Source organism: Paenibacillus sp. CB74 (genome assembly GCF_055687625.1).
In genome coordinates this window covers 1,221,584-1,237,759 of record NZ_CM146009.1, presented here as the reverse complement: position 1 = coordinate 1,237,759, position 16,176 = coordinate 1,221,584, and the positions used below count along the sequence as shown (strand labels likewise).

At 42.7% G+C, this 16,176-nt stretch carries 11 protein-coding genes; 2 read left to right on the top strand and 9 right to left on the bottom strand.

Annotation, left to right across the window (positions count from 1 at the left end; genetic code table 11):
• Positions 1 to 119 precede the first annotated feature (119 nt).
• On the top strand, positions 120 to 1,280 hold the full coding sequence (locus ACX9NY_RS05680) for a S8 family peptidase (protein WP_091020575.1): 1,161 nt from the start codon (positions 120 to 122) through the stop codon (positions 1,278 to 1,280).
• Positions 1,281 to 1,507: 227 nt separating this feature from the next.
• Here ACX9NY_RS05680 and ACX9NY_RS05675 read toward each other — a convergent pair whose 3' ends face one another.
• From ACX9NY_RS05675 to ACX9NY_RS05650, 6 genes are all read right to left on the bottom strand, one after another.
• Entirely contained in the window at positions 1,508 to 2,950 is a 1,443-nt protein-coding gene (locus ACX9NY_RS05675) for a 6-phospho-beta-glucosidase (protein WP_472477505.1), read from the bottom strand.
• 34 nt (positions 2,951 to 2,984) lie between these two features.
• Positions 2,985 to 4,898 (bottom strand): beta-glucoside-specific PTS transporter subunit IIABC, encoded by a 1,914-nt coding sequence (locus ACX9NY_RS05670; protein ID WP_339255925.1) that lies wholly within the window; start codon positions 4,896 to 4,898, stop codon positions 2,985 to 2,987.
• Between the two features lie 502 nt (positions 4,899 to 5,400).
• Positions 5,401 to 7,341 (bottom strand): beta-glucoside-specific PTS transporter subunit IIABC, encoded by a 1,941-nt coding sequence (locus ACX9NY_RS05665; RefSeq protein WP_472477503.1) that lies wholly within the window; start codon positions 7,339 to 7,341, stop codon positions 5,401 to 5,403.
• Between the two features lie 168 nt (positions 7,342 to 7,509).
• Positions 7,510 to 8,352, bottom strand: coding sequence for a BglG family transcription antiterminator LicT (gene licT / locus ACX9NY_RS05660; protein WP_253438078.1), 843 nt, complete (start codon positions 8,350 to 8,352; stop codon positions 7,510 to 7,512).
• 224 nt (positions 8,353 to 8,576) lie between these two features.
• Positions 8,577 to 8,882, bottom strand: a complete 306-nt coding sequence (locus ACX9NY_RS05655; RefSeq protein WP_339255928.1) for a hypothetical protein — start codon at positions 8,880 to 8,882, stop codon at positions 8,577 to 8,579.
• A gap of 94 nt (positions 8,883 to 8,976) precedes the next feature.
• A complete protein-coding gene (locus ACX9NY_RS05650) occupies positions 8,977 to 9,954 on the bottom strand; it encodes a hypothetical protein (protein WP_339255930.1) in 978 nt (325 codons plus the stop codon).
• Between the two features lie 358 nt (positions 9,955 to 10,312).
• Here ACX9NY_RS05650 and ACX9NY_RS05645 point away from each other — a divergent pair, with 358 nt between their 5' ends.
• Positions 10,313 to 11,374, top strand: a complete 1,062-nt coding sequence (locus ACX9NY_RS05645) for a cysteine peptidase family C39 domain-containing protein (protein WP_472477501.1) — start codon at positions 10,313 to 10,315, stop codon at positions 11,372 to 11,374.
• Here ACX9NY_RS05645 and ACX9NY_RS05640 read toward each other — a convergent pair.
• The 3 genes from ACX9NY_RS05640 to ACX9NY_RS05630 all read right to left on the bottom strand — a co-directional run bounded on the left by ACX9NY_RS05640 (position 11,360) and on the right by ACX9NY_RS05630 (position 16,154).
• On the bottom strand, positions 11,360 to 13,150 hold the full coding sequence (locus ACX9NY_RS05640; protein WP_339234769.1) for an ABC transporter ATP-binding protein: 1,791 nt from the start codon (positions 13,148 to 13,150) through the stop codon (positions 11,360 to 11,362). The genes ACX9NY_RS05645 and ACX9NY_RS05640 overlap by 15 nt on opposite strands.
• Before the next feature lie 2 nt (positions 13,151 to 13,152).
• Positions 13,153 to 14,841 (bottom strand): ABC transporter ATP-binding protein, encoded by a 1,689-nt coding sequence (locus ACX9NY_RS05635; RefSeq protein WP_472477498.1) that lies wholly within the window; start codon positions 14,839 to 14,841, stop codon positions 13,153 to 13,155.
• A 119-nt stretch (positions 14,842 to 14,960) separates the two neighbouring features.
• The gene (locus tag ACX9NY_RS05630) at positions 14,961 to 16,154 is read right to left on the bottom strand and encodes an acyl-CoA dehydrogenase family protein (RefSeq protein ID WP_472477496.1); all 1,194 of its coding nucleotides are present in this window, start codon (positions 16,152 to 16,154) and stop codon (positions 14,961 to 14,963) included.
• Between the last annotated feature and the right edge of the window lie 22 nt (positions 16,155 to 16,176).

Below are 16,176 nucleotides of genomic sequence, written 5' to 3'. Positions count from 1 at the left end.
TTGTCCCTCCCTATCAATCTATCTACACTACTAACCAAATTAAAAACATGCCCTCACAGTCTGATAGAGTTCGCATACGATAAGGCGTGTCACAATCCATGTTGGAGGGAGAAACGCTCATGTGGTTATGGTTAGGTGTTTTTGGTTTCATTTCGCTAGCAATAATCGTGTTCGTGTATCGTTTTCTGGACCAACGTGCCGAGAGCAAGTTTCACCCCCATGCTCCCAAGCAGCTCTTAGTCAAATTCAAGGAAGGTACAACACCAGATGAGATGCACACCCTTCACAAAAAAGGGAGATGTAAAGTCGCGGAAACATACGAGGATTTGGGTTGGTACCGTGTGGAATCCCGCAAAAAAATGCACCGGATCCTGAAACATTACAAAGATCATGAGTTGATTGAACATGCAGAGCCAAATTACCTTGTTGAGGCTTCCTTCACCCCTAACGACCCGTTCTTCCCTTACCAGTATAACCTGTCCAAAATCAATGCACCCGCTGCATGGGATATCACTCAAAGTAACAGCTCTGTTAAAATCGCCATTATCGACACTGGTGTACAGCTAAACCACCCAGAATTGGCTTCCAAGCTCATCCCCGGTTACGATTATGTTGATTATGATAATATCCCTGAAGACGGGAACGGACATGGTACCCATGTAGCAGGGATCGCTGCTTCTGTTACCAACAATGGTGTGGGAATCGCAGGCGCTGCACCACTTGCATCCATCGTTCCCCTCAGGGTCCTGGATAACAACGGGCAAGGAACGGTCGGTAATGTCGGTAACGGTCTTGTCTATGCTGCCAATAACGGTGTACAGGTGGTTAACCTGAGCCTTGGTGGTCCGATGGGAGACGCATTCCTCCAAGCTGCTGTGCAGTATGCCTGGGATCGTGGAGCCGTAATTATTGCTGCAGCCGGCAACGACAACACTACATTCCCGATCGTACCCGCATCGTATCCCAACGTCATTGCTGTCGCTTCAACCAATCCTTCCGATCTCAAATCCAATTTCTCCAACTATGGTTCGTGGGTCGATATGGCTGCACCAGGAGATACCATCCTATCCACCTATCTGGGTGGTTCCTATGCCTACCTAAGTGGAACATCCATGGCAGCACCACATGTGGCTGGAGTAGCCGCACTTCTCGCTGCACAAGGTAAAACCAATGCCCAGATTCGGGATGCACTATGCTTCGCTTCTGATCCAGTATCCGGCTCCGGTGTCTACTGGACTTATGGACGATTGAATGCCTATAGGAGCTTACAGGTGCCATGATACACTAACTATCCTCACGATTGCCGGGCATATCCTTTCCGCTTTTCACGAATAAAAAAAGAAGGGCATCTGCATGTAAGATGCTACTTCTTTTGCTTTAAAAGTATTCGTCTTTTGTTCCCATTTGGCATATAAATGATCCCAATCGATTTTCTCGGTTGCCAGTCAAAGAGCAATCTCGTAATAACGAGACTGCCCTTTGTCAATTCTATAGCGTCGAACACCTATCAGAAATATTGTGCGCCATTACTCGCAATGACATCTTTGTACCAATGAAAACTTTTCTTTTTCACTCTGCGAAGTGTGCCCGTGCCATCATTATTTCTGTCTACATAGATGTAGCCATACCGCTTCTTCATTTCTCCGGTACCCGCACTGACCAGGTCTATCGGTCCCCAGCTTGTGTAACCTATGAGCTCTACACCGTCTTGAATCGCTTCGGCCATCTCGGCAAAATGACTATTCAGATATTCGATGCGATAGTCATCTTCAACGATGTCATTGTCTAACAACACATCGGTCGCCCCAAGTCCATTTTCCACGATAAACAAAGGTTTCCCATAGCGGTCATACAGCTGATTACATGTAATTCGAAGCCCCTTAGGATCAATCGTCCATCCCCATTCGGATGCTTTCAGATACGGGTTCTTCACTGAACCAAACACATTACCCTCAGTCGAATCTTTCAAAATTTCAGGGTCCGTACTTGTACAACGGCTTGCATAGTAGCTAAAACCGATATAATCAACCGTATTCTGCATCAAGATATCTGCATCTTCTGGTTGCATTTCAATCTGAATATCATTTTCTCTGAAAAATCTTTTGGTATAACCCGGATATGCTCCCTTCGACTGCACGTCAATGAAGAAAAATGACTCCCGATCTTTCTCCATAGCCTTCCACACGTCATCCGGATTAGAGCTGTATGGATAGACCATGCCAGCGGCTAACATACAGCCGATCTGTGCGTCAGGAATGATCTCATGACAAGCCTTCACAGCAAGGGCACTGGCTACCAATTCATGATGCGCTGCCTGGTACAGGACCTTCTCTTTGTCTTCACCTTCCTGAAGAACAATGCCTGCTCCGATATAAGGAAGATGCAGTAGCATATTGATCTCATTAAACGTCATCCAATACTTCACTTTATTCCTGTATCGATTGAATAGCGTCGTCGCATATTTCTCAAAGAAACCGATCATCTTGCGATTCTTCCACCCGCCGTAAGTCTCGACGAGATGTACAGGTACATCGAAATGACAGATCGTCACAACAGGTTCAATGTTGTATTTCAATAACTCATCAAAGACATCATCATAAAATTGCAAGCCTGCTTCATTTGGCTCCGCTTCATCCCCATTAGGGAAAATCCGTGCCCAGGCTACGGAGAGTCTCAGGCACTTGAATCCCATTTCTGCAAATAGCGCAATATCTTCTTTATACCGATGATAGAAGTCTATAGCTTCATGTGAAGGATAGAATTCACCTGCTTTTGGCTCATACGAATCAAGGTTACCCAGAGCAATGTTCCATCGATTAGCACCAATCGGAATCAGATCTACCGTTGTTAACCCTTTGCCACCTTCCAGATAGGCACCTTCCAATTGATTCGCTGCGGTTGCTCCTCCCCAGAGAAAATTCTCCGGGAAGGCTGTAAATTTATCATTCATTGAGGAATTCCTCCTAAACCATCTGTGATTTCAATTAGCTTAATACCGTGATCAATTTGTCTTTCTCATGAACAGATGCATCTTTCGTTCCCACAATGTCCAGATAATTCGAAGTATTCGTGACAATGATCGGTGTTACCGTCTCATATCCAGCATCCTTAATCGCTTGCAGATCAAACTCAACAATCAGGTCACCTGCGTTAACACGGTCTCCATCTTTCACATGGGTTGTAAAATGCTCGCCTTTCAGTTTAACCGTATCCTGTCCAATGTGGATCAGCATCTCTACACCATCATCGCTTACAAGACCAATGGCGTGTTTGGTACGATATACGGTTTGAACAATACCCGTAATTGGAGATACGACTCTACCGCTGGTTGGACGAATCGCAATCCCTTTACCCATGTGCTCTCCTGCAAACGTTACGTCATTAATATCTTTCAGTGCAACGACTTCACCAGCCATTGGGCTTACGATTTCGTATCTGCTGTTCGGATTTGGATCAAGTACTGGTGCTGGTTTAGACGCTTTGTCAACCGGATCTTTGAAACCAACAACATATGTCAAGATGAAACCAAGGATGAATGCAATAATGGTTGCTGCAACAGTCCAGAAGAATACGGAATTCATTCCTTCCGTAGGGCTTACATAGCTCGGATAACCGAAGATTCCAAGACCACCAATGATATAACCTTTAGTTCCGACAAAACCAAGGATACCTCCACCAATACCACCAGCAATACAGCTCATGATAAATGGTTTTTTCAATGGCAATGTTACACCGTAAATCGCTGGCTCAGTGACACCGAAAATACCGGATATAAACGCAGGTGCACCAAGCGTTTTAATTTTTTGACTTTTCGTTTTCAGTGTAACCGCAAGCACTGCACCAATTTGAGCAAAGGAAGCTGCAAAAGACAATGCCAGAATCGAATCGTAGCCAAGCGTTGCAAGGTTAACGAATACCAATGGAACGAGTCCCCAGTGGAGTCCGAACAATACGAATACTTGCCACAAACCGCCGATTACAAGTCCTGTAAGTAAAGGGCTCAGTCCATAAATCGAAGATGTGAATGCACCTAACAGTTGGCCCGCCCATGTCGCAACCGGTCCAATTACCAGGAATGTTACGGGTACAATAACTAGCAAAGTACAAAATGGAACTAGGAAATTGCTGACTACTTTAGGCATAACCTTTTTGAAGAAACGTTCGATTTTAACCGCGAAGAACGTTGCTACGATAATCGGAATAACGGATGAAGCATAATCCATTAAAATAACCGGGATACCTAGAAACTCGATCCGAATCGGTGATTCGAACAAAGTGCCTGCAAACAAAGTGTATAACGGTTCTCCAGCACGAATTCCCGCAAGTGTTGGGTAGACTAACGATGCACCAATAGCCATACCTAGGAATGGACTTCCACCGAATTTTTTAATAGCTGTGTATCCAAGGAAGATCGGGAAGAAGTAGAATAAGCAATCTCCTATGGCATTCAATAAGGCATACGTACCAGCAGTATTGTCGATCCAACCCAGCGACACGAACATCGCCGTGAAACCTTTGATCATCCCTGTGGCTGCTAGTAAACCAAGAACTGGCGTGAACACGCCGGAGATCATGTCTACAAAACGGTTAAAGAGATTTCCTTTAGGAGCAGAGTCTACTTCATTTTCATCAATCTGACCTTCAGCAGACAAATTTCCCGCTTTAACAACTGCTTTATATACATCCGGCACTTCGTTGCCGATAACAACTTGATACTGTCCACCACTCTGCATGACGGTAATAACACCTGGCAGATTTTTAAGTTCTTCCGTTTTGGCTACGCTTTCATTTTTTAGTTTAAACCGCAGCCTTGTTACGCAATGGAATACACTGTTTACATTCTCGCGACCACCTACACGTGACAGAATGTCCTTAGCTAATTGATCGTAGTTGCTCATTGTAATTCTCCCTCTCTAAGTGAACTCCCCATTACTTTTGAAACAAATAAAACCTGAACCACTGAACATACACAACATACCGGATCTTCCGGAAATCAGTCGTGTTATTCAGCAATTCAGGTTTTGCCCTTAACGGTTGCAACCCTGTAAGGCTGTACACATTGGTATTTAATTATTTTACTAGTGAAAGTAATTTGCATGCCATATCCTCTGAACTGAGGATGGTCGGAATTGCCTGATTAAACAGTTACAACCCGATTGATGTATGCGCTTACTTCTTGAACTCATCATAGTACATCTGAACTACGTTTGCAACACTTATTTTAATAAATTATTGAATAATCATCAATGACCTGTCGTTCTAACCACATGAACATATTTACCGGTCAATTCATGACGTTCCATGCATTGTTTCTGATCGGAATAACATAGAAATGACCCGCAAGAGATCACTTTTTTTCAATGTGTGCAGCTTGCAGGTCTTTATAAGATACGGACAGAATTAACCAATAATCGTAATCAATTTATCCTTTTCTTGCACTTCACGATTTGTTGTCGCAACCACGTCCAAATAATCAGCCGTATTGGTTACAATAATCGGTGTGACGGTCTCATATCCCGCCTCAATAATAGCTTGAAGATCGAATTCAACGATCAAATCGCCAACACTCACACGATCCCCGTCTTTTACATGTGCTGTAAAATGCTGACCCTTGAGCTGTACCGTATCCTGACCGATGTGGATTAGAATCTCTATACCTTGATCATCTACAAGTCCAATCGCATGTTTGGTACGGTAAATCGTCTGTACCACACCATTAATCGGGGATACGACTCTTCCACTGGTTGGACGAATCGCAATACCTTTACCCATATGTTCACCAGCAAAAGTAGCATCATCAATTTCTTGCAAAGGAACCACCTCACCCGTCATCGGGCTGGCAATTTCATAACGATTGTTTGGATTAGGTTCAAGTGCAGCCTTCTCTTCTTTTACTGGCTCAGGAGCCTGTTTTGCAGCCTCTGGATTAGCAGGATCTTTGAATCCTACAAAATAAACGAGAACAAAGCCTAATACAAAAGCAATAATCGTAGCCATCATGGCCATCCAGAATTCATAGTTGATCCCTTCTGTGGGACTAATGAGCGCTGGAACACCGAAGATGCCTGAAGCAAATACAAACATTTTGGAACCAGCGAATCCAATAATACCTCCAGCCGTTGCAGAAGCAATGCAGCTCATAATAAATGGTTTCTTCAACGGCAAAGTTAGGCCATAAATTGCAGGTTCCGTTACACCAAAGATACCAGATACAAAGGCAGGAACACCCAGTGATTTCAGTTTGGTATTTTTCGTTTTAAGCATAACGCCAAGAACGGCACCAATCTGAGCAAAGGAAGCAGCAAACATCATGGCCAGAATCGGATCTGCTTTCAGTGTAGACAGATTCAGCAACATGATTGGTACAATTCCCCAGTGTAGCCCAAAGATGACCAATACTTGCCACAATCCACCAACAACAATACCGGTTACCAATGGACTCAATCCATAGATGCCTGATACTCCAGCACCAATCAGTTGACTAGCCCATGTCGCAATTGGACCAATCAAGAGGAATGTTACAGGTACAACAATCAGAATGGTAAAGAATGGCGTGAGGAACGTTCTCACAACAGAGGGAATAATCTTTTTGAAGAACGTTTCTACTTTTGCTCCAAAATAGGCAGCTATAATAATCGGAATTACGGATGAGGAATAACTCATCAGGATAACAGGAATACCCAGGAACGTGATATGAATCGGTGATTCAAACAATGTGCCTGCAAACAACGTATATAACGGTTCCCCGCCACTTAGACCGGTTAAGGCCGGATATACAAGTGATGCTCCGATGGCCATCCCGAGGAATGGAGATCCACCGAATTTTTTCATTGCCGTGTAACCCAAGAAGATAGGGAAGAAATAGAATAGGCAGTCTCCTGCAGCATTCAACAATTGATATGTTCCCGAAGCCGGGTCCAGCCACTCGAGAGAAGTAAACATGGACAAGAAACCTTTGATCATCCCTGTTGCAGCAAGCAAACCGAGAATCGGTGTAAATACACCTGAGATCAAGTCGATAAACCGACCCAGAAGACTTTCTTTTTTGCCGGAAGATTCAGACGCATCATTACTAGAGACTGGTCCATCAGTACTCATATTGCCAACCTGTAGCAAGGCTTTATACACATCAGACACTTCGTTACCCACAACAACCTGATATTGCCCACCGCTTTGCATGACTGTTATGACTCCGGGCAGATTTTTGAGTTCATCTGTTTTGGCATTATTGTCATTTTTTAATTTGAAACGAAGTCTGGTTGCGCAGTGCACCACGCTGTTAATGTTCTGTTTACCACCAACGCCAGACAGAATGTCTTTGGCTAATTGCTCATGTTTCATGAAGTTACTTTCTTCCTTTCTGGTTAGAGACGGATTCGAAACCTATTGGAGAGAATAAAAAAACCTGAACATCTGAATGTACGGAACATCCGGTTAACGGTATGTTCTATCATTCAATCGTTCAGGTTTTGCCCTAGTGGTTGCAACCCTGCAAGCTGATCTATGGGATTATTCAGAAGTTGCATTCACAACTCTCTCAATATGAATCGTTAAGTACATGATTTCTTCGTCAGTTAGTTGATAGGTGTAGTTGCTTTCAATGAACTTCTTGATTTTCTCCGAGCACTTGTGCGCTGCTGGATACTTTTTCTGAATCATCAGGAACAGTTCATCGTCGTTGTTGCTCTTGTAATGTTTTCCCTTCACCAAACGTTGAGCGAAAAACTTCAAATGCGTCACAAAGCGATAGAATGTCAGTGAGTTCTCATCAAAATCAATCTTGAAATGATACTTGATGATCGTCAAGATTTCCTGCATGACCTGCGTCATACTCTTGATGTTGGGCATTTCCTCGTTCAAAGCTGCATTGACAAAGTGAAGTGCCATAAAACCGGCTTCGTCCTCGGGCAGAATTACGCCAAACTGATCACAGATCATGTTGAGCGCTTCCATTCCTACTTCGTATTCCTCTTTGTATAACTGCTTCGTCTCCCAGATCAACCCGTTGCGTATAGGCAGATTCTTGCGATACCGCTCAATGGCAAAGTGAATATGGTCTGTGAGGTGCAAGTAAATGCTCTCATTCAGTTTCTTGCCAAGTTTTAATTTGGCATAAGCGATGATTTCCTCGGACACTTTCATGTATTCCAGAGGAATGCTTGAGATTAATGCCTTGAAGTTTTCCTGAATATCTTCATTCTGTAAAGTAAATATCTTATCGATATGCTGCTCGGAAACCATATCACCCGCCCGCTTCTGATAAGCAATCCCCCGGCCAATGATAATAACTTCCTGTTGTTCGTCATTCATGGCAACTACAGCATTATTGTTCAGCACCTTCTCGATTTTCACTTTATCACTCCAATATACAGAAAAAGACAAACCAGTCCCTTTTCTCAAGGTAAACGGCTTTGCCTGATTCAACAGTTACAACCCGATATGTTGTACGCGCTTCCCTCATAATATTACAAAGTTCTACACAGTGCAACAAAAAGATAATATCTTATTAAAATGACTCCCGATCTAGGTAAATATACTCACAAGCGTAAGCAAAACAAGAATCATTTTACAATAATTTACGATTTATTGTTTTTGCTTTCTTTCTCCAGTTCCGCTTCAATTCTTCGATTAATGATATCCATCTGTTCTGAATCCAAACGATCGACTTGCTTGTATTCTTTATTCATCTCGTACTCCTGCGCCTCGCCTTTATTCATTAACCCCAGATGATTCTTGATGTCTCGGATATCATCACGCATATGCATCGTCTGGCGATATTGGTCCACAACAAGTGCAAAAATAATGCCACCTGCCACTATTGGACCAAATGGGAACAAGTAACATAAAACAAGTCCTATGAGCAAAAATATAACAAAATACATGTGTAATGCCCCTCTCTATAAACTATCTTTTCTGCTAAGGTAGCTGGGTCTCAGCTTACAAATTGAATCGTGTCTAAATAAACTTTGCCACTTTTCACTTGGATATTAGCTTTATCATTTCATCCAAAATAAGCTTTTCTTCATACAGGCCATCTAATATTTGATCTCTGATCCTAAATAAAACATCCCGGTCCTTGGTTATGTTATATCTTAAGGACAAGTTTTTTATAATTTCGAATCTTCTTAGGATGTCTTTGTAACTTTCTGAGACATGTTCATATTTTAGTTCGTTTACATGGATTAAGTAATTAATTCGACTCAACATTAGTTTCTTGTGCTCCAAGAATAAATGAAACGCTCTTTTGTCTAGTAGTTTGTTTTCATCCTTTATCATTTTATCTACTGAAAATAATATTGCATTTTGACCAAACAGAGTTTTTTCTTTGAAAGAAACATCCAGTGTAATAACTGAATTGAGATAATTTTCAATGGACAATATAATTTGGGGAAGATTTAAAGTATATTCCTCCTCCTCTTTCTTACTTAATAAGTGAATGTTGAGAAAAAAATGATTACTTACTTCGATTGCGTTATGTCCCTGTGCAATTTCTTCAAATGTACATTCAGTCTGTACATATTTCCCATCAGATAAATTGTCGGCTATCAAAAACTTCTTACTTTCTGAATTGAACCCATAAATAAAGATCTCATGTACATGAGACCATTTTAGATAGGCCTTAGAAGTAGATATGAAATATCGATCAACATACAAGTAAACATAATGACCCAATTTTATTGAGTCCACTATGAAATCTACTATTGAATCCCACTTACTTTCGATAACGAAACGAGGAACTATATGATGATTTAACCAAGGACAATTATCCAATAATAAATGATGGTTATCAAAAAAAAACGTATCCCAATCATACACATATCGAATTTGAATAAAATTATTATAAAACCAGGGGAAGCACTTTTTATTGTTAGATATAATAGATGAAATACTACCATAAACATTAAATGTGTTGATAATAGTATCTTGAATGGGTAATTCAATTTTCACCATCATAACGTCTCTCCCTAGACATTGTTGTTAAACCTTAAGCATTCTTTTAAGCCAGATTATAAAGCAAAAGTTCACATGTTAATATATAAGAACGGGTAAACACTCCCGATCATTTGCATTGAATTTAGTGTTCCTTTCCACGCAACCCTCTCCGGCAAAAATAGCCAGAATACTAATTTTAATTTCAAAAAAAGTAGAAATCTAATGAAATATCGCTATTTTTACAATTTTCACTCACCTTTGATCATTTAAATATTTGAATTTTTAACAAATATATACTAAAATACAAATAAACAAGCAATAATCTCCCATAATTAAGGTATATGAGTAAAAAATTTATCTAGTGAAGGGAGCACCATTGATGAAAACTTTGCCTCTTTGTGATCCTCTCATTTCAAACTATCCTCAACATGCCTTTTATCTTTCCATTATTTCTGACCATCAGGAGTGCCAACCTTGGATTTACTCGAATTATACGAATCTATTTCTATCCGATTGGAAAAATGACGAGATTTTCCTGGACTTCTACGTACAGACACCGGAACATCACTTTAATCCCTGGTTCAAAGACTCACAGCGACTGCACCGCGATCTAATCCTGGGGTCAATTCCCGATTTCATCTCGTTTATTAAGGATCAGATCGATTCCGGGTATTACGTATGGACTCACGTGGATGAATATTATATTCCTGATACGCCTTCGTTTCGCAATTATCGTTTTGCACATGCGGTTATGATCTATGGATATGATGACACCGCACGGGAGTTCCAGCTTGCTGGATTCTTCAAGTATCGGATTTATTCTCGAACAACCGTCTCTTATGATGATCTGAAGACGGCGTTCGAGCACTGTGATATCTATGATGATTATCTTAACTTCACCCATCTGTTAAAGATTAACCCGGAGTACCACAATGGAAAAATTTATAAGTTTTCTCTCTCCTACTTTGCCGAGTGTATGGAAAACTACTATACCTCTCGTAATGAAACGGAAAACTTCAAGAGCTTTTATACGCCAGCGCTTTATTCGGATCGAACCTTCGGTCTGGATATCTATCATAAACTAATCATGTTTTTTGAAATGATGCTTTCCAAGCAGCGAACCATTGATACACGTTTGTTGTATACGTTGAAAGAACACAAAAAATTTATGAATCTCAAAATTAAATATATAGAACAGGAAGGCCACTATGTTTTTCCCGTAAAGTTTAAAGATAACTATATTCGAGTTGAACAAGAAGCAACGATTATCCTGAATCAGTTTTTAAAATACGGCATGACCCAACGTGAGGATCATATCATCAGCTTGATGGGCAGATTAGGTGCTCTCTACCAACTGGAGAAAGAATCACTTGAGCTGTTATTAAATGATTTCAACAGTCGGGGTATTCGCAGTGGCAAACCGATATTAAGCCAAAGCTGACGGCCCACTTTGGTTCAAACTCTGGAGAAGGTCCGTTTGTTGTCCTTCTCCATTCAAGTCCTGTAGACTGACCATATCCCGGTACAATCCCTCTCGATTCAACAGTTGATCATGCGTCCCTGATTCAACCATCTCCCCTTTATGCATGACAAAAATCAGATCCGCATTTTGAATCGTTGATAGACGATGAGCAATAACGATGGTTGTTTTCCCTTTACGGTAACAGTCAATAGCTTGCTGCAGGCGTCTTTCTGTTGTCAAGTCCAGCGCCGAGGTTGCTTCATCCAATATCAGAATGTCTCTGTTTTGAATTAAGGCTCTGGCGATGGCAAGACGCTGACGCTGGCCTCCAGACAAGGTGATCCCCCGATCACCAATAAAAGTATCGTATCCCTCCGGCAGACTCACGATATAATCATTGATTTGTGCTGCCTCGCAAGCGGATCTCATCAAATTGGCAGACTGCTCATCTTCTGTTCCCATTAAAAGATTGTTTTGAATGGTATCCGGAAAAAGATAAGGTTCCTGAAATACAATGCCTATACGCTCTGTCCAGTCTGAACGGTACAATTGGTTGAGCGGCTTACCATTCACCAGTATACAACCTGCATCCGGATCGAAATAACGGATGAGGAGTTGGGCAATGGTTGACTTTCCGGAACCGCTGGTACCAACAATGGCAATTTTAAGTCCCATAGGAATGTCGAAGGTCAGATTATTCAATATAACATTTCGCCCTGGCTCGTAGCTAAAGTCAACATGGTTAAAAGATATGCTTTGCAACGGCAAAGGTACAGGAGAGTTGCCTTCCTCCATTTGCTCCCCTTCCATCACGTTGAGCAGTCTTTCCACGCTGGCACCGCCTGCGGACCAGTCCATGAATGAATTGAACAAATCCTGTAAGTATTGGATAAACTGGAATCCAAGCTGGAAAAGCACAACGAACATGCCAATGGATAGTTCGCCTTGTAGGACGAGCAAACCTCCATATCCAAGAATGAGCACTCTTACTCCCCAATTCAGGGGTTCGCTAGTAATCATTTTGAGATTCACTTGTTTGCCTTCCTGCATTACTTTCTCATAATACGTATTGTACAGCTTGTCATATCTCTCTTTCTCCCAGTCCAGTCTGTGATAAGCCAGCACTTCTCGGGTGGACGAGATCCCTTGCTCAATATGAACGAGCACATCGGATTTCGCCTTCTGAACATGGCCGGCTGCCTTCTTCAGTTTAACTGCGAAGAATCTGCCAAGAATCACGTATGCCGTACCCAGTACAAAACAGGCAATCAGCATGACTGGACTGACCATGCCAATCATGACAGCTACAAACAGAACAACAAATAGCTGCTGAATACCGCGAGGAATCTGATTTCCGATCATATCGGCAACCTTGTCCAGATCCTGGGTAATGTAATGCACATATGTGGCTATGCGTTCTTTTTGCAATTGACGTATTGGAATTCTGTATACATAGGACATAAAATCATCGGCCATATGGGATTGAATAACGGATTGATTTCGATGCATCATGTGCGGAGCATAGGTAAACAGCACGGCATAAAGAAGGAAAGCCAGCACAAAAAGACAGACGATCTCTGGCACAAGCTCATATTGGCCTTGTAATAAAATATTGTCAATGAGACGCTGCTGGAGGCCGATGATACTCAGGAAAGACAATGACTCCAGGGACATCAGAATGATGGAGATGAGCAGCAATGAGGGACGCGACATGATATATTTTTTCAGAAAGTGAATATGCTGTTTCAGCGACATGCTCACCCCTCCTCTCCCGAATTCAGCTGATAATACGCTCCCTGTCTTCTCATCAATTCCTCGTGGCTTCCCATTTCCCGAATTTGTCCATGTTCGAGTACAACAATTACATCATAATCCTTAATGGTAGATAACCGATGAGCAACGGCAATGGTCGTCCGGCCTAGCAGGAGACGTTCCAGGGCTTGCTGTACTTCTTGTTCACTCGCTGTATCAAGCGCGGACGTTGCCTCATCAAGCAATAGAATAGAAGGTTTCTTGATAAACATACGTGCAATGGATATACGCTGCTTTTGACCTCCGGACAAGTTAACGCCTCTTTCCCCAAGCAGCGTGTCATATCCATCCGGCTGAGCAGAGATGAAATCATGAGCATATGCGGCCTTGGCCGCCTGGATCATGTCTTCCTCTGTCGCATCCGGATGACCAAAAAGAATATTATTGCGAATGGTATCGCCAAAAAGATACGTTTCCTGAGACACATATCCTATACTTTCTCGTAATTGTGCAAATGAAAGTTTTCGTATAGGTACTCCGTCCAACAGAATTTCGCCCTGCTGTGGATCATAAAAACGAACCAGAAGCTGAAGCAGGGTAGATTTTCCGTGTCCACTCGGACCTACGATGGCCACTCGTTGACCGGTCTTAATCACCAGATTAAAATCCGCGAGCACTTCCGGACCCTTGTTGTATCGATATGTGACGTGTTCGAACCGAATCTCTCCTCTGATTTCCTTCAAGCAGATAGGTGCGGCCTCTTCGACAACCTGAGGTTCTGTTTGCATGAAGCGATGGATTTTGGAAGCTTGATGCATCAGAACTTTCTGCTCCGTAATAACCGTAATGACCAGAGTTACCGTTTGCATGACCTGAAAATAGTAAAGCAAATATGCAGACATCTCTCCTACGCTCAACGCCTGTTCCTTGACCAAGTGAATGCCGTACAGGATGACTGCCACCCCACCGACGTAATAGGATAATCGGCGTATCGTTCCCCTCCAAAAAGCCATCCATAACATGCGAACCCTTCCATCCAAAAAAGGCTGCATGTGTCCCTTGAACCGTTTCCAATCCCAGTCCTCGGCTCCGTGAGCACGCATTTCGGTCAGAGCTGACACACTCTCGTATACTTTTTGATTATAGGCTATGCGCTGTTCCGTATTCTGCTTGGCCAAGATGGTAGCCTTTCTTTCGATGGATGGTCCGACCAGATAATAGAGAAGCAGGCACGGCACCATGATCAGTGTTAAAGGAATGCTAATGGCACACATCACTGTGACAGATACAATAGAGACTACAATGTTTTGAATCGTATGCGGAAGAAGAAACCGATAGAAGTCCTGCAGAATACTCACTTCCGTGTTCATAAACGACAAGCTTTCACCAACAGGGCGTTGTTGAAAATAAGAATACCCCAGCTTCCTCATATGACTAAAAATATCGTATTGCAGATCTCGTGCCGCCTTCTCCTGAATGGACCTCTGCAACAGATTTTGCCATGCCATCAGACCAAACATCAGAAACATGCCGGCAACCAACAGTATAATGAGCCATCGGAATCGGATCACGTCTGCGGATGGAACGATGATATCGATGAAGTACTGAACACCCTTGGGAATGGAAACCTGAATGAACGTGACTCCAATACCGCAACACACCAGCAGCCAAAACATGCCATAATATTTTTGCACATAAGACAGGACCCATCGATAAGTTTTAAATAGTGAGTCTTGGGGAGGTACCGATCGTTTAGATTGTATTGCTGCTGAGACATTATCCTTCATATGTCACCCTCAAACTTTGCGCCCTTTCAAGGCAGCAACCTGTGATCTATTAAATTCAGCTTTCCGTTCGCCAGTAACAGCCGATCATTGTGATACATCAGACTTGCAGAACGCAAATCCCGGAAAGCCCTTTCCAAGGGAAGCTGGTCATTAGCGGTATATCCGTAGGATAGTCCTGCAATGTCTATCATTTGATCCGTTGCCTGAAAAAGAGTCTCTGATGCCAAAATTTTAAGATTATTGATGTGAATATTGAACCGCGGCGCTTCAAGCAGCTTCATATTCCCCTGATTGGAATGATCTTCATACTGTTTGATCATCTCGTTCAGGTATATGTTAACTGTGTCCAACTGCAGTCGAATCCTTGCAAGCCTTGCATAGAGCAACTCGGACTGCAAATTGAAGCGGGAACGATTTTGCGGATTACGGATGAGTTGTATTAACCCTTCGTATACTCCCTTAGCGGCTCCAAGCCAACAGGCAGACCATAAAATATGTCCCATGGGAATCATCGTCTGTACAGCTAACGGTTTGAAGTCTATTGCTGCACCGATCAGCTGTTCTTCTTCAATTGAGCCACGAATGTGCATGCCCACACTGCCGGTCCCTCTCATCCCCATGGCATGCCAATCGGAGACACTTTCCAGTTCCAGTTGATGTCGTTCGGCAAAAACCAGTTGAACGTCACTGTCGGGACTTTCATCAGAAGGTTTCATTGTGATGAGAAACCAATCAGCGTACTCACCTCCGGTTACGACTGGAGCATCTCGGTCAATATAGAGCGAGCTTCCATTGGTAACCATCGGACTTTGGGACGAGAGCAAGTGCCCCCCTTTTTCTTTTTCAGTTGTGACTGAGGCGATTAAGGGCTGTTCCTCCTGCAGTCTGGACAGAAGATGATCTGAAAAATCATTCTGTTCTTGACGGATTAATACCTCCACCTGCTGTATGTGCATGGCCCATATCATTCCCGTGGATAAGCACCCGCTTGCCAAAAGTTCTGCCATAGAGGACAAGGAACGGAGTGAAGGCCGTTCACCGCCTGACCGGCTAGGGATTGATGCTGACATCAGGCTTGCAGACTTCAAGTCAGCTATATTTTCTTTGGGGAAGGACCCATCCCGGTCAAGGTCACCGGCCCTTTCAGCAAATCGCTTTGCCGCCATTCTTACCTCGGACAATGTGTCCGTGACTTCGGATACTTCATACGAATATCGCATATCAAAATCCCTTTCACTCAAA